We start from the raw sequence: 16,688 nt of genomic DNA, 5'->3' as shown, positions 1-16,688 counted from the left end.
CGACGGATCGTCGGGGTGGTCCTGGAGTGCGTAACACCGGACGATCACGCGAGCGTTGCGGAGCGCCAAGCGTGGCCGTCGTCGCCGGGCAGCGCTCCCACAAGGTCGTAGGCCTCCTGTGCGCGGTCGCGCCAGATGCTCCTGTCGGGGAGCGCGCGGAATCAACCTATGTGCGGATACCTCGCCAGCCGGGCTGAGGCCGGCGTAGCAGTCAAGGACCTCGCCGGGCAGTTCGCGCGCGGCCCGGCGTACGCAGGCGGTCACGGTGTCGTATGCCGACGTCCTCGTCTCATGGGGACTGACCCCGACGAGGCGGACCGGATCAATCCGGGCGGGACTGGTTGAACGCGCGCATCCACCGGAGGAGGGCGAGTACCTCTTCGGTGCCGGCGAACGGCTCCGAGGTCTCCAGCAGCGAGACCGGATCCCCGGCGCCGGCGCGGAGGTAGGTGTCGCCGTATCCCACCACAGCCGCGTCTTCCCCGAGCATGACCAAGAGAGGCCGCAGATCCTCCAGCGGCGCCCGGGGAATCAACGGTCGTCAAGAGCTTGCCGTGCTCTCAATCCGGTTCCGAACCGCAGTACGTCGTTGTGCTGAGCGTGTCATGAGGACACGCTCGTAGCTCAAGTCCGTTAGAGGTCAAGCACCGCCGTCGGCGAGCTCCTTCCCTGCGGGAGGGACCCCAGGTGGTCCGACCCCGGGGTGAGGACTCAAGCACAGGAGTTGAGCCAGAACTGGAAGTCGTGAACGAACCACCCGCGATGGGACTCGCCTCCAGTTGGCCCGTACGACCCCGGCCCCCACGTCCTTTCGGGTGGCCGGGGGCGCGGGGACAAGGTCGTGGGGCGGGCGCCGCTCGTACGGCCGGAGCGGTTTGATGGCGCCGAGGCGCGGCCGCCAGAAGATGAGGTTGTAGGTGTTCCAGCCGCCGGCGACGCGCTTGCGCGGGGCGAAGGGCCTGGTGATGTCACCCGCTCCCTCGTACCGCCACAGCACGCCGGCGGCGTCCCGCGCGTGAACGGCGCGACGCCAGTGCGCCGGCGTACCGGGCGCGAAGTCCACTCCGACCGTTCCCCGTGCGACGACCGCGCCTGTGTTGTCCTTCAGCTCGACCAGCGGCCTCGGTGTCGACCAGCGCGACCGCGGTCACGTTGGCGACCACCGCGACCGTGTACGCCAGCGGGCGCGCGGCGGGCACCGCCGGAAGGTCGAGGGACGGCGGATCCGCGTCCTGGGTGTCGTGCATGAACGGCATGTTCCAGCGGCACGCGCTGTATGAGACGCCGTTGACCGAGCAGGTGGAGCGGACCGCATCACTGCTCACCGGCGAGCCTCCCGCACTCTCCCTCAGCTTCGTCGACGGGCGCACGGCCCCCGTCACAGGCCCCCGCACCCCTGCGGGCAGCGAGGCCGTGAACCGCAGCGTCACCCCTCCCTCCTCGCCCGCCGGGACCCTCACAGGACGACCTTTCTGGACCACCCTCCCGACGTCCGCCCAGGCGACGCCACCCGCCAAGACGGGCGCGGCGAAGGCCGCGGCCTCCCCGAGAGCCACCGCCACCAGCGCCGTAGCAGTTACGGTCCTACGCGCACGTCCCACGAGAACCCGTTGCGCCCCCCGGGAGCAGAGGCAGTTGCTGTTGGAAGGAGCACGGGGCCGGTCCGGCCGACCTGCCCCCCCGGCCACTTCCGCCGCCGAGGACGAGCTTCAGGAGCACGCCGACGTCGTCGCTCCGGTGCTGCCCGCATACGGCGGCGTAGGTCATCGCGGTGACGCTCAGCCGAGGGTGACCGGGGCGCCCGCCGCGGGCGCTGCGGACGTGGCCGCGCCCTGGAAGAGGGCCAGCGGGCTGAGCCGTGTGTGAGGTGTCGTTGCCGGGGAAGCCGCTGTACGAGTGAGCGGCTCTTACTCGTGGTCGCCGCCTGCGGGCTTTCCCCCTTCCGCAGGCGGCGGCCTCCCTTTGCCGTGTCCCGAGCAGGCGGGGACGGCATGGGGGAGGGCAGGGCGCGCACACGGAGGTTGAGGGATCGTGCTGGCGACACGAGGGCCAGGGGTGAGAGCTATGACCGACCGCATGCCGCAGTGGGACGATCCGAGCCCGCGTCTGGTCCTGGTGTCGGGGCTGCCGGGGTGGCGGGCGGTGAACGGTGAGGCGCTGGTCTGTTACGAGCCGTCCGCGTCCCCCGCGACCGTGGTCCTGTCCGCGTACGGAGAGTTCGACTCGGACTCGGTGGACTGCTTCCGGGAAGCGATCACCGGCGTCTGTACGACGCAGACCGAGCGGGTCCTGCTGGAGCTGACGGGGGTCACCTTCGCCGACTCCGCGTTCGTGAACGAACTCCTCGCAGCCCGCGACCGCTGCCGCCTCATCCTCGTGGGGCCACTTCCCCGGCCGGTCCGCCGGCTCCTGAAGGCGGCCGGAGTCCTGAGCTTCTTCCACATCGCCCTGGACGACGGCCCGGAGTGACGACGGCCCGGAGTGACGGCGGCTGCGACGGTGGACGCTGCGGACGCGACACCGCGCCCCGGGCACAGGGGGTCCTGGGGGCGGGTCGCACGGCGGGCGCGGTGAATCGAGGACCAGACCCGGCTCGGGCCCGCCTCACACGCAGCGCAAGAGGCGTAGAGCCCCTCTCCACCCTGATCTGCGGTGATGCCCTCCGTCGGGGTGGTTACGGCAGCACCGCCGTGACCCGGAGCGTCAGTGGTGGCGGGCGAGTCTTGCGGCGGAGACGAACAGGATCACGGCCAAGCCCGGGATGAGGACGATGTCCGGGAAGATGCCGAGGAAGAGCCCGCCGAGCAGGGCGCCCGCGATGGAGCCGGCGGCCATGATGGCGGTGAAGCGGAGGTTCGTGCCGAGGACGGCGAAGGTGCCGGCACGGCTGCAGCGGGCGAAGGCGATCAGCATGATCCGTAGGGAGACCAGCAGGGAGAGGCTCCCGACGGTCCTGATGTCCTCGCCGAACAGCAGCACGAGCATCGGAATCAGTAGATTGCCGCCTGCAACTCCCATGATCGCGGGTGGGCGCATGCCTCCGCTGGTTCTCGTGAGCAAGGCAATGTGGCGGTGCTCCCGTAGGGCACGGTTTCGGGCGGGCGGCGGACACGGCCCCTGGCCCTCGGCCCCGTGGTCGCTCAGGAGTAGGTCATGGGGCAGCCGTGCCGTATGGAGTACTGCGCGGCGCGCAGGTAGAGAGCCACGTAGAAGGCCGCGTCCCGGTCCTCGGCCCACGGTCCTGTCCGCGCCCGGGCGGCGCGGTCCGCCCCGCCCTCCAGGAACCACAGGCTCAGTGTGAGACTCCCGCCCGCCGGTATCGCGTCCACGGGCAGTTCGACGGCGTCGGCGAGCCGCTCGGCCAGCGCGAGTACACGCGGGGCCCCGGCGACCACTGTCTCCTCGCCGGAGTACGCGGTGCCGACGGGGAGCACGATCTCCTCCTCCAACGCGAACGGCACCAGCACACTCCAGTCGAGGAGGGCCGACAGCTCCGCATCGGTCAGCCGCGTCCTGCACAGCGCCACGAAGCCGTCCATGGACGGGGTGGCCTTCTCCTCGAACCAGCCCGGCGCCTCCTCTGCGCCCGGCCGCAGCTCGTAAGGGGGCAGCCCGCGCCGCTCCAGCTCGGTGTTCAGGGCGGCGGCGACGTCCCCGTACCCGTCCTCCCCGAGTTGTGACCAGTCCTGCGCGGTGACACTCACCAGATAGACACCCATGATCGCAACGTACCGGCCGCCACCGACAACGTCCCTGCCTCTCGTGGGAGCGCGGCGGCCGTGCCCACCGGTTCAGCGGCGCCTGAGGCTGCATCAGCGCCGAGGCGCCGACCGCTCGACCGCCCGCACCCAACGCCCTGTCAGGCTTCGCCGCGCCGGGCCCAGGTCCCTCTTCCGCCCGCAGTCATCAGCGTGTTGACGATGTGCGACCGGTTGCGGCCGCCCCGAAGCAGCCGCTCGGCCGCCAGGCCGAACGCCAGCGCAGGTCCCACGAGACCGAGGGTCTCGCCGGTGCCGAGAGCCAGCCCCGCGCCGGCGAGCCCGAGGCCGGTCTCGGCCGCGGCCCAGGCGAGCCGCCCGGGCCGCTCTCCGGAAGCCGGCAGCTGCCGCCGGACCGCCCGGAGCAGCGCGGGGAGGGCGTCGTCGGCCGCCGCCGCGTCCCCGGCGCGCAGCGCCGCCTGGAAGGCGTCGCGACGACGGGTCACGACCTCGTCCTGATGGATCTTCGCGATGTCCTGCCAGCCCAGTTCGGCGACCGCCGCCAAGTTGCCCGGGGCCAGCCCGTGTTCCGCGGGGGCGGTGGCCCCGGGGCCGGCGGGCTCGAAGAGCGCGTCCGTCGGACGCCCGAGGTAGAGCCCGATGTCGGCCGCTTCCGGGAGCGACCGCGGGGACGCCCCGTCGGTGCCCAACGTCCGCTGTACCGCTGCGTTCCAGGCCTGCGTCGCGGTGTTCCACATCGCCGTCCTGTGTGGCGGGTCCGTCGCGTCCAGCTGGGCGAAGAGCACGGCCCTACGGTGCCGGTTCGACGGCTCCACGTGCTCGTCGAGATAGGCGAGGGTGCGTTCCACCGGGGCGTAGTCGTGGCCGGGGAGCCCGGACAGCTCCGCCACCTCCTCCAACACGTCGCGGTACGAGCAGGTGCGCGTCACGGCGCTCGTGCCCAGCGGCACTCCCGCCTCGCGGGAGAAGTGATGCAGGGTCCAGGCCACGGCCTCCAGCCTGCGCCGGACCGCCCCGCCCTCCTCGTACCGTGTGCCCAGCGCGGTACCCCGCGCGAACAGCGGCCCGGGATTAGCCTCCCCGCGCTCCAGAACGGCTTCGGACAGCCTGACCAGGGGCTCCGCCGTGTCGAACGAAGAAGAGAGCCAGCCGGGCTCCAGGGTGCGGTGCAGGCCGGTGGTGACCAGGGCGAAGGGGTCGCTGCCCGCCGGAGCGGCGGTGGTGCAGCGCAGGAACGACGGGCAGTCGCGCACGAAGGACCGGAAGTCCTCCGTCTCGAACAGCACCTGTACCGCATGGCTGTCGATGAGCTGCACGTCGCTCAGCACCACCGTGTGCCCGAGCAGGGCCTGGATCTTCAGCATGACGGCCAGTGACGTGTCCTGCGGACCCCACCCGGACACGCGCAGATGCTCACCATCAAGCCAGTGGGCATAGATCTCCATGGTTCCCCTTCCCCCGCCGAGCGAGGGGCTCCCCCTCGGCAGCAGACCCTACGGTGACGAAGCCAACTGCGCTAAGTGCCTGCTCGGTTGGAGCCGGTCGCACACCCCGCACTGCCCCAAACCGAGACCGAGATGGTACAGCCATGGCGCGGCGGAGATCCCGGGGGCGGCCTTGTCCACGAGAACGGGCTCCGGCACAAATTCTGTTGGAGCTGCACGGGCCGGGGCTTGTTTCCTTCTCAGGGCTCGGGGGTGGCGTACACGTCGTCCCAGGTGTCGCCCCCGCGCGGGGGGATGGTCCGCTGAACGGGCGGCTGCGGATCCTGCCTGTCCCGTCGCCCCCGCGCCCGCGGGGATGGTCTGACTTCACGGGAGTGGAAATCCGGGGCGCTGACGGCGTGACGCCGTCGTGCTCCGCAGCACCGGCCTGCTCCCACGCCACCGACGGACCGCACCCGAAACGGCGGGCACCGCCCGCGAGAAGCAGGGCTGGGTCGTGTCCGGCCGATCGCTCCGAGGCGACACCTCTGGACGTCCTATCTGCCCACGTCGACCAGGAAGGACAGCCGGCCGTCCGCCGCGCGAAACACGGCGTGCCGCAAGGTCGGTTCGCTGTACGACGACGCCGACGTGACCGGAATGACGCACCCCTCTTCCGTCTTGAGGCACTTGTCCAGCGCGGTCTCGACACCCCCGACCGCGGCCGTTCCCGGCAGCTGCCTCATCCACTGACCGACCATGTCGAGCTCGTCGGCGCACAGATCGTCGCACGCGTCGTCCTTCGTGTACGTCACCCGCTCCCGGTCCTCCGGGGTGCGGGACGCGGAGGCCCTGGTGAAGCCGGAGGGGGCGGTGAGTGCCTCGGCCGCGCGCCGGTTGTCCTCGTAGTCCTGGCCGTTGCCCGCCTTGGTGTAGACGACGTAGCCGGTCACCGATACCGCTGCGACCACCAGCACCGCCAGACCGGACAGCACGGCCCGGCGGCGTGGGCTGCTCCGGCGGGATGCGGCAGCGGGTGGTGCGGCGGGCCCCGGTCCGACGGTCGGCTGAGCGGCGAGGTCCTGGGCGGTCAGGCTCCACGACGGCGCGGTGGGCACCGCCGGGGGAGCGGGCGGGGCCACCGAGGGAGTGAAGGGCGCCGAAGCTGCCCGGGTCAGGAGCGCTCGCAGCTCCTCCATGGCCAGGCGCGCGCCCGGATCCTTGTGCAGCAGTCCGTCGAGCACGGGGCCGAGGGTCCCGGCCCGTGTGGCCGGCGCGGGTTCCTCTGTCGCGACGGCGACGAGGACCGCACTGGGAGCCGTCCCTTCGAACGGAGCACGTCCCTCCACCGCGGCGTAGAGCGTCGCACCCAGCGACCACAGATCCGACTCGGCCGTCGCGGGAAGACCCCGAACCTGCTCGGGAGCCATGAACGCGGGCGTCCCCATGATCATGCCGGTGGCCGTAAGGGTGGCGTCCCCCTCAAGGGCGGCGATCCCGAAGTCAGTCAGGACGACCCGGCCCTCTTCGAGAAGGATGTTGGCGGGCTTGATGTCACGGTGCGTGATTCCCATCCGATGCGCGGCGCCGAGTGCGGCGGCCACCTGCAGACCGATGTCCGCCACCTGCCGCGGCGGAAGCGCGCCCTGCGCGTCGATGAGGTCGGCCAGGGAACCGCCGTCCACCAACTCCATGACGATCCAGGGTCGTCCGTCAGGTCCGGCTATCCGGTCGTGGACGGTGATGATCCCCGGATGCTTCAGCCGGGCGGCCGCTCTGGCCTCACGGTCGAGCCTGGCTATCCAGTTCTTCCGCTCGGCATCCCCCAGATACTCGGGCAGCCGCAACTCCTTGACGGCGATGTCGCGCCCCAACTGCTCATCGTGCGCCCGCCAGACGGCACCCATACCGCCCTGGCCGAGAAGGTGCGTCAACCGGTAGCGGCCCGCGAGGAGTTGTCCGTGATCGTCATTCACGGACGGACTATAGTCGGGTTGCCTTCCACGCGGCGGGGGTTGCTCGTGCGACCGAGGGGGATGCGCCGGTCGACTTCCTCCCCGTACGGGCGCATCGTCACCCGCGTACGGGTGCAGCGGCACACGGCGACCGCCCGCACCCACCCGTCGTCGGCCCCACGTCAAAGAGGGCGAAGGAAGGGAACACCGGGCGATTCGCTGGGGCAGATCCTGCCCGTGCGCCTCGCGGAGGTGGTGGGGGAGGCGAGGATCCGAACGGCTCCCACGTCGCGTGCCGAGGACCCGAGCCGCTCGTACGTCATGTTCACCCGCAGGTCACCGCCTGAGTGCGGACAGTGACATACCCCCCGCTGTCCCTGGACCGTCTCTCGCCGTCACGCCAGCGGCAGTGGGGTACTGAACGCAGTTCAAGTCGGTTCCGCAGAGGATTCGTATCCCGAAGCTCGCGCCGGTTCGATCGCATGCCGACAGTGCCGCACCCGGACCTTCGCCTCCATCCGTAGCCGGTTCTATCCCCTGAAGCGCTATGTTCCGTTTGTGTGGATATCCTGTCCGGTGTGATCGACTCTGGACGGCAAGGCCTCCGGCTACGGCCACGGCTTGGCCGGCGCCGTGGCCAGGGGGCGCTTGTGCGGCTGTCGCCGGTCATCCTGACCGTCGTGATCGCCGGTCTGGCCTACTCCACGCCGCCGGAAATGGCATTCAGCCGCCTCCTGCCCGCCGCACCGGCCCTGGCCGCCTCCATGTGGCCCGTCCTGCCCACCGTCCTGCTCGGCACGGTCTGCCTGCTGCTGATGATCGGCCTCAGCCTCGTCTTCCCCGACCTGGGAACGTGGTGGACGGCCGCGGGGATCATCGCGGTCACCGTGGCCGCCGCCTACGGAAGCCACGTACGGCTGAAGCGCGAGCGCACCCTCCTTCAGGTACGGCTCGTCGCCGACGCGGCGCAGCAAGTGGTGCTCAGCCCGATGCCTCGCCGCTTCAGGAACGTCGAGATCGAGTCGCTGTACCTCGCGGCCGCGGCGGAGGCCCGCATCGGAGGGGACTTCTACGAGGCGATCGACACGCCCTACGGCATCAGACTGCTCATCGGCGACGTACGGGGCAAGGGCCTGCCGGCGGTGGGAGCGGCCGCGGCCATCGTCAACGCCTTCCGCGAGGCCGCCTACAGCGAGTCCGACATGGTCCACATCGCCCGCAGGCTCGACGCCAGCTGCACGCGTTACAACGGCGCCTATCCCCCCGAAGGCACGATGGAGCGCTTCGCCACCGCGCTGCTCGTCGAGATCCCGAACGACGGCGGGCGGATCGACGTCCTCAACTGCGGACACCCGCCTCCGCTGCTCCTCAACCACCGGACGCTCCGTGTCCTCGAATCGAAGACCCCATCACCCCTGCTCAGCCTCGCCGACCTCCTGGGTGATCACTACAACGTCGACACCTGCGACTACGCCCCCGGTGACCTCTTGCTCCTCTACACCGACGGGATCGCCGAGGCGCGCGATCGTAGCGGCGAGTTCTTCCCGCTGGCGGCCTGGATGCGCCGACAGCCCCTGACGCCGCCCCGCGACCTTCTCGCGACGCTCCACCGCGACCTCCTCCGCTACACCAGAGGACGCCTCGACGACGACATCGCCGCCCTCGCGGTGCGCCTGTGGGACGACCGGGTAGCCCCGTCCCGGTGAGCGGCTCACCGGGACGGCACGCGCAGGCCACCGGCCATGGCATCGGATCTTGAGCCCGCCCCGGCCAGGACGCAAGCCAGGCCGGACGAAGCGCACCCTCTGAGCATCACCGCCGCCTCTCGGCGTACGCCCCGTGACTGTTCTCCCGGCGCGCACCCATGCCACGCCGAAGGCCGGCCTGCCTCTGCTGTGCGCGGTGGACGATACGATCCCGCTCTTCTCGGCGGCGCGGTCGGAACCAGGTCAGTGGCCACCAGGGCTGGGGATGCACGAGCCGTCCATGGTGCGCCCGACGACCTCGGCGGTGGCCGTGCCGTTCTCCTCCAGGTGGCCGTTCACACAGACCTTTCCGCGCCCGCCGCCGACGGTGATGCTCTTGGCCGGCGCCCCGAAGGCATCGTCCCGTACCTCGACGTCGGTCGACCGGAGGCCAAGGGCCTGGGCGGCGGCTGCCCGCACCTTCGCCACGTCGACGGGCTTCCCCGCGAGCTTCGCGAGCGCGGTGCGGAGGGCATCGGCCTTTCCCGCCGCCTCGGCGCGCTGTTGCTCGCTTATCTCGAACTCGCGCCGGTAGCCGTGGTTTTCGGCGTACCGCTTGTTGGGGTCATAGGAGATGCACGGTACCGGTGTCGCGAGCGGCGGCTCGTTCGGCATGGGGCAGACAGGCATTCCGGACGGTGACGAGGCGGCTCTCGGATCGTCGGCGGCGTCGGCGCATCCGGCGGCGAGAGCGGCCAGCAGGAGGAGGCCGACAGCGGCGGTGGCACGGTGCTGATGGGTGCGCATGGCGCTCATCCTGCCCGAACGCCCTGGGCGAGGGGCAGCGCCCGGTGGGGCGGGCGCACGAGACCTCTCGTGATGCGGGGATCACGTCTGCGACGGGTCGGCGCGGGTGGGTACTTGGGCCGCCGGCGGACCACCTGTCGGGTGCCGTGCCGTGCCGTGCCGTGCTGGGCTGGGCTGACGCGGTGTGTGTCCTGGGGTGTGCGGCACGGATTCCCTGTGGGACGCGCGCGGTGGTACGGGCATTTCGCGGCCGGACCTGTGCGGCCGCGGCCCCGATGCCCAACCGGGCGTCGGGGCCGCAGCCACACAGGTCGGGGGCTCCACCCCCGGTTCCGTACGTTCCTCGTCAGACCGCGGACGCGGCCACCTCGGCGGGCTCTTCCTTCACCTGGGCCGTGACGGCGGCGGTCTGCGGAGTGGGCCAGCTGTACAGCGCGATGCCCTGTCGGGTGTCCTTGTCCAGTCCGTCCTTCGCCACCAGCCTTTCCAGGGTGTTGCGGACGACCTGATCCGACGTCGCGCGCTCGGGGTGAGCGGCCTTCAGCTCGGTGCTGATCTCACTGACCTTCTTCGGCTCACCGGGCTGCTGCGAGAGCAGGACCTTGAGGAGCTCCCCGAGCGTCGGCCCCGTGGACTTCACGTTCTTCTTGGTCGCAGCCGCCGCGGTCTTCCTGACGGCCGTCTTCTTCGCAGCCGGAGCCTTCTCGACCGCAACCGGCTGAGCGACCGGGGCCACAGGGGCGGGAGCCTCCTTGGCCGACGTCTCGACGACGGGAGCCTTCTTGGCGGCGGGCTTGGCCTTGGTGGCCTTCCTCGCCGGCGTCCTCTTCGCCGGGGCCGCGGTACTCGCGGGCTTCGCCGCCCTCGGCTGCGGTACGGCCGTCTCCGGAGCACCCGCGCCCGCCGGGACCGTGTTGCTCACCGGCTTACCACCGCCGACGGTCGGCAGGGACTGCAGCGTGGTGATGAGCCACTTCTCCTCCTCCTGGAGCTGGCTCAGACGAACAGAGAGTTCGGCCTGCTGTGATTGGTTGGTGGCGAGGTCGGCGGCAAGCTGCTCCGCGTACTTGGTCTGGATCGAGGGATTTACCGGCTCGTTGGCCACGACAGTCCACGCTCCTCATCGGGGGGATGGGTATTGCTGCCGGATGCTACTTGCCTCAAGAGCGGCCGGTGAGAGTTCGGCATGCCGTAATGGCGCTCCTGAGGAGATTTCTTGTCCAAGCGGACACGCGACATAGCCTTGCGAAGACCGTGCGCACCAGCTTCCCGCTCACCACTCCGTGCCTGCTAAATCGCCCTGGACGAGCAGATCTTGTTCGGCGAGCGAGACCGCGTTGACCGATCGAGAACACTGCCGCACGGCTGCGACACGAGCGCATGTCGCCTCGACAGAAACTTTCTTGAGCGATGAAGGCGCAGTTCAGGGCGTTTCCACGCCATGGGAAGGGGGTGAAGTGAGGTCGAGGCAGGCAATCGTTCATGGTTGAGAGGGAGGGGGCTCAAGGGGCCGGGTAGCCCGGAAGGCCTCGGCCGGTGTTTGCCTCTGTCGCCTCGGTCGGCACCGGTTCCGCGACCGGGAACTGAAATAGCCGACGCTGTGGGCCATTCGGTGACCGAACCGGGCGCGTCGGCCCAGAATATTCAGGGATCCCACGTGGACGTCGGTTGACCCAGGCGCGGATACCGCGCTCATCGTTCTCGCGGCAGCTCGGATACCGCGCTCATCGTCCTCCCGCCCAAGAACCCGCAGCAGTTGGCCCATGTCGTACACGTACACGACTGGCGCCTTGCAACCCCAGCGGCGCTCGCGCCGCCGGTGGCCGTAGGCGGACGCCGACTGTCCCATGGGACAGTCCCCGCTCAGGCGACGAATGGCCCGGTGCCGTCCGGCGAGGACGCAGACCGGATTTCGCGGATCCATCAGCGACGGAAGACCAGGTGCAAGGTCGCCCGCATACTGCCCACTTCGAGGAAATCCCACGGTTGGCCGTCAGATCGCTACGAGCCACCTCAGGACTGCTTCACAGACCTCATCAACGTCTCACGCTCGGGGCCAGGCGGGATCTTGCGGCGTTCCGTTCCGACGGCGTCCGGAGGACCATCCGCTTGCTCTCAACCGCACTTGAGGTCATACGGTTCGGTGCATGACCTGCATAGCTGCAGGCTCAGAGAATGAAGTACGAGGAGGGGAAATTCCATGACGTCCCAGCAGCTCTCCGACGCGGAACTCGCCGGCCAGCCCGCTGCGTACTGGACCGGTGTCGCCTACGAGGCACTCATCGCGTACACCCGGGCCCAGCAGGCCGAAAAGGGTTACACCCAGCCCCAGTTCTGGCTGCTGCGCAACCTGTCGGAGAACGACATCTCGCCCGATGGGAAGGGGAAGACCCTCCCCGAGCTACAGGCAGCCATGGCCTCCTACATACGTCCCGAAGATGACCTGGCGGCCGAGGCCGAGGTCCTCCTCGGGCGTGGTTGGCTGGTCCGCGACGCCGAGGACCGGCTGTGGCTCACCAAGGAGGGAGAGCAGGCCCGCGTCGACCTCGCACGCAACGCCCCCGCGATCCGCGCCACCCTCCACCGAGGCATTGACGACGCGGACTACGTCACCACTCTGAAGGTGCTCCAGCAGCTGATTCGCAACGCCGGCGGGACGGCCGCCTGACCGACCGAGGGCCGGGTAGAAGGCCCGGCCTCTGGTGGGGTCGGGGCAGATCGATCGGCGTTGTGGACCCGTCGCACCCTGACAGGGGGACCGTGATGCACCGCCAGGCATGGCACCCGAGCGACGCGTCGTAACACTGCGACACCACCACAGGCACTTCCTCGGCGGATACGCCTCGCTGGAGTTCGGAGCAATGCTCAGGACTTGTGGATCGGTTCCAGGAGGGCATGCGGAGGGCATACCTTCCCGAATGATCCGTAAGGTCTCCGAGTACGCCCGCGTTGCAGCACGGGTCGGGAAGGCACGCCCGTGCTCAGCGTAGTCACCGACAACGGCTCCACCCAGTCCGGCTCCTTGATCGACGAGATAGTGCGGGAAGGCGCCAGCAGGATGCTGGCCGCCGCACTGGAAGCGGAAGTCAATCAGTACATAGCCGAGTTGGCGGCCGAGACCGACGAGCACGGGCGGCGCCTGGTGGTCCGCTACGGCCACCACCGGCCCCGGACAGTGGTCGCCGCCGCCGGACCGGTCGAGGTCAAGGCCCCGCGGATCAACGACCGCCGCGCCGACGACGAGACCGGCGGGCGCAAGCGGTTCTCCTCGAAGATCCTTCCGCCGTGGTGCCGCAAATCCCCGAAGATCTCTGAGGTGCTGCCGCTGCTCTACCTGCACGGCCTGTCGTCCGGCGATTTCGTCCCGGCGCTGGAGCAGTTCATCGGCGGCACGGCCGGCCTGTCGGCCGCGACCGTGACACGGCTGACCAGGCAGTGGAGCGATGACCACGCCGCATTCCAGAACCGGGACCTGTCCGACCGGGACTTCGTCTACGTGTGGGCGGACGGCGTGCACCCCAAGATCCGGCTCGGCCAGGCCCACTCGTGCATCCTGGTCCTGCTCGGGGTCCGGCTGGACGGCACGAAGGAGCTGATCGCCCTGGCCGAGGGCCTGCGCGAGTCCACCGAGTCGTGGGCCGACCTGCTGCGCGACTGCCGCCGACGAGGCATGCGCGACCCCGAGCTGGTCATCGGCGACGGCGCCATGGGCCTTTGGCGGGCACTTGCCGAGGTGTTCCCGGCAGCCAGGCCGCAAAGGTGCTGGGTTCACAAAGCCCGCAACGTCACCAACTGCCTGCCCAAGTCCGCGCAGCCCGGCGCGACGAAGGCGATGCAGGAGATCTACAACGCCGAGGACCGTGCCCACGCCGAGAAGGCGATCGACGCGTTCGCGAAAACCTACGGGGCGAAGTTCCCGAAGGCCGTCGCGAAGATCACCGAAGACCGGGACGAACTGCTCGCGTTCTACGACTTCCCGGCCGAGCACTGGATCCACCTTCGGACCACCAACCCCATCGAGTCGACGTTCTCCACGGTCAAGTTCCGCACCAAGGTCACCCGCGGCGCGGGCAGCCCGGCGGCCGCGCTCGCAATGGTGTTCAAGCTCGTCGAGTCCGCTCAGGCACGATGGCGCGCGATCACCGGCGCCCACCTGGCGTCCCTGGTCCGTACCGGTGCACGGTTCGAAAACGGCATCCTGGTCGAGCGGTCCAAGGCGGTGGCATGAACCTTCACGACATCCTGCAGAACCCGGACGAGCACGTTCGCTTCGCGGCCTACCTCGACGAGCTGCAGCAGGTCGCCGACGCGGACGAGGTCGACCTGGTCAGCCGCGTCCTCGCTGATCCGGACCAGACAATGGCCCAGTCCGCCGTGCTGCGGCACCTGGACCATCGAGCCGCCGGCCTCTGTCTCGGCCCTGCCTACGAGGGGTGGGCGCAGACGATGACCCAGGCCACGATCGATCGCCCCTTCCTGACCCAGCGCCTGGGGACGTGGTCGATCTTCCGCGCCGTCACGCTCAAGCTGCCCTGGCAGCCAGACGACCTGCTCGCGTCATCCAACTGGCTCCAACTCAAGACGGCCACCGGGACGAACACCGAGGCCGTCAAGCTCCTCGCCGAAGCCGGCCGCACCAATCGGATCCGCAACACCGCCAGGATCGGCCTCACCCACCACAGTGAGTGAAATCAGCTCACCCACAACTCTTCACTATTACTCTGGAGTTGTTGCGCGGCGCTGCCCTGAGCAGCTGCGGGGGCTGGTCCTTGCGGGGGTCAGCGCCTCAACTCGTGGTCCGTGGGCGACGCCGTACAGGTGGGCCTACGCCTTCCACACACTGCCGGCCGCCTGGGGCGAGGTGCTGGGCCGATTTGACGCGGATGCCATGCGTCATGGGGCGGCTCCCGTGCTCATCCTCAACGGGGGGAAGGACACCGTCTTCCGTCCCGGCGAGATGGACTTCGTCCACGCGCATCCGCACGCCCGCATCGAACTGATCCCGTGGGCAAGACATCTGGCGAACGTCGACGATCCGGATGGCTTCACCGATGTCGTCCGCCGCTTCGCCCTCCCACTCCCCGTTCACAGCTGAGCGAGCCGGGGCACACCCATCCACGGTGCTCCGGTCCGGTACTCACCAGGGAGGCATGTTGTGCCATGAGTGTCCGCACGTACCTTTGCAGTGGGTCTGCCTGCGGCGAGTGTCGGCGACGGAGAACGCCGAGACGAGTACACGGAACGCTGTGACGTGTTCGTCGGCCGGGAGCCCTGCGAACCCGTAGCGAGGTGGGTCCATGCAGATCATCACCGAGGGGTTCGCCGTGGGCTTCACGCCGGACCGGACAACTCCTTCACGCCCGTCTGCCGCCGTGATGTGCGCCTGCATCGCGTAGCCGGCGGCTTCCTGCAGTACAGCCTGCCGTCCAACCGGGGAAAGGGCGGAGAACCAGGATGTTCCCTCGTCCAAGGTCCGGAGCTCTTGCGCGACCTCGTTGACGACTCGCTCGGCTTCACGCCGAAGCGCTCGCCCATCCTCACTGCTGGTCCCCCACATCGGCCGATCATTCCACAGTGCCTCGGTCGTGAACGAGCCTGAGACGGGCGGCGCGACTCTTCCTGCTTCGTTCCTCAGATGCTCGTCTCGCTTCCTCATTCATCACTGTGAGGGAGCGCTCCTCCTGGCGACGTCCGCCACATGAAGCGCTCACGCGGGACCGCCGCCCCTAGGGTCAGTCCTGATCTTGGGGGTACTGAGATGCGTACCAGCTGGAGTCGATGGCGGAGTTGCGCAAGGCCCCCCAGAACCGATCGTCAGGTATCGGTGGCAGCGGCGGAGTACCCAGGTCCGCATGGAGATCCGCACGCCAGTCGCCAGAGAGGCGGCTGCGGACCCCCGCGCTCTCGTACACGGACCTGTAAGGGGATCCCCAGATGCCGTGTGCCATCTTCTCCGCGGCCCACCTGCGAGTGACGTCTCGGTGGGTGTTCGCCTGCACAAGCACCGCGCGCAGTCGCAGGGCCAGAGGGTCGGTCTGGTCCGGCCGTGGTGGGGCTTCACCGCGCTCCGACGCGTCCAGGGCCGACTCGACCTCGGGGTACTTGATCAGGCCCGTTTCGACCGCCAGTCTGCGCAGCTGCTTCCGCGCAGCCTCTGCCACCCGCTCACGCGGCAGGACCGCGAGCAGCGCGCCGAGTTCCTCGAATTCGTCCAGGTAGCTCGCGTGGAGGAGGTCGGTGGGGCTGCAGGAAAGGTCCAGTTCCGGCAGCTGCTCATCCGGTGCGGGAAGGGGATCGTCGGCACTGCCCCACTCCGGGCGGGCAGACATGGCCGTCTCCCAGAACAGCCGGCCGTTGAATGTCACGACACCACCCTCCTGCCCGCGCTCCAGCCGGCCGGCCAGCTCTGCCAGACACTCACCCAGCGAGTCGGCCCGACCGAAGCTGGTGCCGGTCTCGTCGAAGAACCGTCCGATCGCGCCGAAGGAGTCCCGTCCGGTGCGGCAATCGACCATGAGACCATCCGAAGTCGCCCCATAGGAACCGAACTTCACGTAGCCACGATGCCAGTAGTCCTCGGCCTCCTCCTCGGCAAGGCCTTGGGCGAAGCCGCGCATGACCTGGGTTTCTTCGACGATCCCGCTCACTCCGAGCAGCCGGTCGTCCGTGCTGAACCGGAAGGCATCCACCCCGTCCACCGCACCGTTGTGCCGCAGCAGTGAAGCAACCAGATCCGGGGGAAAGACGACACCCAGTTCCTCTTGCGCTGCCGCGATCTCCTCATTTTCCGCTGGCGGTCGAAGCGTGGCGAAAGTGCGAGGCGCGTGCTCGCGCAGCCACGCGTCGATGCGGTTCCATGAGTCCTGGACCAGGTCTGTTGTCATAGGGCTGACCCTAGAGACAGGCACTGACAGTTCGATCACGCTCACCGGACATGCCCGCCGTTCCTCCGTTCAACAGGGCCGCATCGAGGGCGACTCCTGTCCCGGCAAATCGATGAGGCTCGTTGATCCGCATCCGGCCGGTCTGCCCGCCGACTCCGCCGTGATCGGCGACAGCGCCTCCGTGGGCCCGTTCGCGTACCTCCGGCCCGGGACC

The 16,688-nt window shown here is 69.5% G+C and carries 14 protein-coding genes and 1 pseudogene; 6 read left to right on the top strand and 9 right to left on the bottom strand.

From position 1 onward, the window contains the following. Nucleotides 1–322: 322 nt before the first annotated feature. Entirely contained in the window at nucleotides 323–490 is a 168-nt protein-coding gene (locus ABT129_RS36175; protein ID WP_351910187.1) for a hypothetical protein, read from the bottom strand. 1,574 nt (nucleotides 491–2,064) lie between these two features. Between ABT129_RS36175 and ABT129_RS36170 the strand changes: the two genes are divergently transcribed. Further along, nucleotides 2,065–2,469: an STAS domain-containing protein gene (locus ABT129_RS36170; protein ID WP_351910185.1), complete on the top strand. Its 405-nt coding sequence runs from the start codon at nucleotides 2,065–2,067 to the stop codon at nucleotides 2,467–2,469. 234 nt (nucleotides 2,470–2,703) lie between these two features. Here ABT129_RS36170 and ABT129_RS36165 read toward each other — a convergent pair whose 3' ends face one another. From ABT129_RS36165 to ABT129_RS36150, 4 genes are all read right to left on the bottom strand, one after another. Then, complete coding sequence (locus ABT129_RS36165) at nucleotides 2,704–2,985, bottom strand: hypothetical protein (protein ID WP_351910183.1); 282 nt, start codon at nucleotides 2,983–2,985, stop codon at nucleotides 2,704–2,706. Between the two features lie 155 nt (nucleotides 2,986–3,140). Next, a complete protein-coding gene (locus ABT129_RS36160) occupies nucleotides 3,141–3,719 on the bottom strand; it encodes a hypothetical protein (RefSeq protein ID WP_351910181.1) in 579 nt (192 codons plus the stop codon). Nucleotides 3,720–3,859: 140 nt separating this feature from the next. After that, the gene (locus tag ABT129_RS36155) at nucleotides 3,860–5,164 is read right to left on the bottom strand and encodes a hypothetical protein (RefSeq protein ID WP_351910179.1); all 1,305 of its coding nucleotides are present in this window, start codon (nucleotides 5,162–5,164) and stop codon (nucleotides 3,860–3,862) included. 536 nt (nucleotides 5,165–5,700) lie between these two features. After that, a complete protein-coding gene (locus ABT129_RS36150; RefSeq protein WP_351910177.1) occupies nucleotides 5,701–7,119 on the bottom strand; it encodes a serine/threonine-protein kinase in 1,419 nt (472 codons plus the stop codon). Nucleotides 7,120–7,748: 629 nt separating this feature from the next. On the opposite strand from ABT129_RS36150, the gene ABT129_RS36145 reads away from it, so the two are divergent. After that, entirely contained in the window at nucleotides 7,749–8,804 is a 1,056-nt protein-coding gene (locus ABT129_RS36145; RefSeq protein ID WP_351910175.1) for a PP2C family protein-serine/threonine phosphatase, read from the top strand. Nucleotides 8,805–9,047: 243 nt separating this feature from the next. On the opposite strand, the gene ABT129_RS36140 is transcribed toward ABT129_RS36145, so the two are convergent. Both ABT129_RS36140 and ABT129_RS36135 read right to left on the bottom strand, forming a co-directional pair. Continuing rightward, entirely contained in the window at nucleotides 9,048–9,590 is a 543-nt protein-coding gene (locus ABT129_RS36140) for a precorrin-3B C(17)-methyltransferase (protein WP_351910173.1), read from the bottom strand. Between the two features lie 346 nt (nucleotides 9,591–9,936). Next, nucleotides 9,937–10,695, bottom strand: coding sequence for a hypothetical protein (locus tag ABT129_RS36135; RefSeq protein WP_351910171.1), 759 nt, complete (start codon nucleotides 10,693–10,695; stop codon nucleotides 9,937–9,939). Between the two features lie 1,095 nt (nucleotides 10,696–11,790). Between ABT129_RS36135 and ABT129_RS36130 the strand changes: the two genes are divergently transcribed. From ABT129_RS36130 to ABT129_RS36115, 4 genes and pseudogenes are all read left to right on the top strand, one after another. Continuing rightward, nucleotides 11,791–12,258: a winged helix DNA-binding protein gene (locus ABT129_RS36130; protein WP_351910169.1), complete on the top strand. Its 468-nt coding sequence runs from the start codon at nucleotides 11,791–11,793 to the stop codon at nucleotides 12,256–12,258. Between the two features lie 309 nt (nucleotides 12,259–12,567). Beyond that, nucleotides 12,568–13,818, top strand: coding sequence for an IS256 family transposase (locus ABT129_RS36125; protein WP_351910167.1), 1,251 nt, complete (start codon nucleotides 12,568–12,570; stop codon nucleotides 13,816–13,818). Then, nucleotides 13,815–14,279 carry a hypothetical protein gene (locus tag ABT129_RS36120; RefSeq protein ID WP_351910165.1) on the top strand — a complete coding sequence of 155 codons (465 nt, stop codon included), beginning with the start codon at nucleotides 13,815–13,817 and terminating at the stop codon, nucleotides 14,277–14,279. The genes ABT129_RS36125 and ABT129_RS36120 overlap by 4 nt, the downstream gene beginning before the upstream one ends. Nucleotides 14,280–14,304: 25 nt before the next feature. Continuing rightward, nucleotides 14,305–14,685, top strand: a pseudogene (locus tag ABT129_RS36115) (alpha/beta fold hydrolase); the annotation flags it as partial. Nucleotides 14,686–14,727: 42 nt separating this feature from the next. On the opposite strand, the gene ABT129_RS36110 reads toward ABT129_RS36115, so the two are convergent. Then, nucleotides 14,728–15,147 carry a DUF5958 family protein gene (locus ABT129_RS36110; protein ID WP_351910163.1) on the bottom strand — a complete coding sequence of 140 codons (420 nt, stop codon included), beginning with the start codon at nucleotides 15,145–15,147 and terminating at the stop codon, nucleotides 14,728–14,730. A gap of 175 nt (nucleotides 15,148–15,322) precedes the next feature. Then, entirely contained in the window at nucleotides 15,323–16,474 is a 1,152-nt protein-coding gene (locus ABT129_RS36105) for an SMI1/KNR4 family protein (RefSeq protein WP_351910161.1), read from the bottom strand. Nucleotides 16,475–16,688: the final 214 nt, after the last annotated feature.

This window comes from Streptomyces sp. NPDC002057, from assembly GCF_040296665.1.
In the GTDB taxonomy this organism is placed as follows: Bacteria; Actinomycetota; Actinomycetes; order Streptomycetales; family Streptomycetaceae; genus Streptomyces.
Note: the sequence above shows the minus strand (reverse complement) of the source record. Positions and strands in the feature narration are given on the sequence as shown.

Excerpts from the sequence above, each read along its gene's own strand:
- ABT129_RS36170 (WP_351910185.1), top strand. The coding sequence starts at position 2,065 with ATGACCGACCGCATGCCGCAGTGGGACGATCCGAGCCCGCGTCTGGTC.
- ABT129_RS36120 (WP_351910165.1), top strand. The coding sequence starts at position 13,815 with ATGAACCTTCACGACATCCTGCAGAACCCGGACGAGCACGTTCGCTTC.
- ABT129_RS36110 (WP_351910163.1), bottom strand. The coding sequence starts at position 15,147 with ATGTGGGGGACCAGCAGTGAGGATGGGCGAGCGCTTCGGCGTGAAGCC.
- ABT129_RS36175 (WP_351910187.1), bottom strand. The coding sequence starts at position 490 with ATGCTCGGGGAAGACGCGGCTGTGGTGGGATACGGCGACACCTACCTC.
- ABT129_RS36140 (WP_351910173.1), bottom strand. The coding sequence starts at position 9,590 with ATGCGCACCCATCAGCACCGTGCCACCGCCGCTGTCGGCCTCCTCCTG.
- ABT129_RS36105 (WP_351910161.1), bottom strand. The coding sequence starts at position 16,474 with ATGACAACAGACCTGGTCCAGGACTCATGGAACCGCATCGACGCGTGG.
- ABT129_RS36155 (WP_351910179.1), bottom strand. The coding sequence starts at position 5,164 with ATGGAGATCTATGCCCACTGGCTTGATGGTGAGCATCTGCGCGTGTCC.
- ABT129_RS36165 (WP_351910183.1), bottom strand. The coding sequence starts at position 2,985 with ATGCTCGTGCTGCTGTTCGGCGAGGACATCAGGACCGTCGGGAGCCTC.
- ABT129_RS36160 (WP_351910181.1), bottom strand. The coding sequence starts at position 3,719 with ATGGGTGTCTATCTGGTGAGTGTCACCGCGCAGGACTGGTCACAACTC.
- ABT129_RS36130 (WP_351910169.1), top strand. The coding sequence starts at position 11,791 with ATGACGTCCCAGCAGCTCTCCGACGCGGAACTCGCCGGCCAGCCCGCT.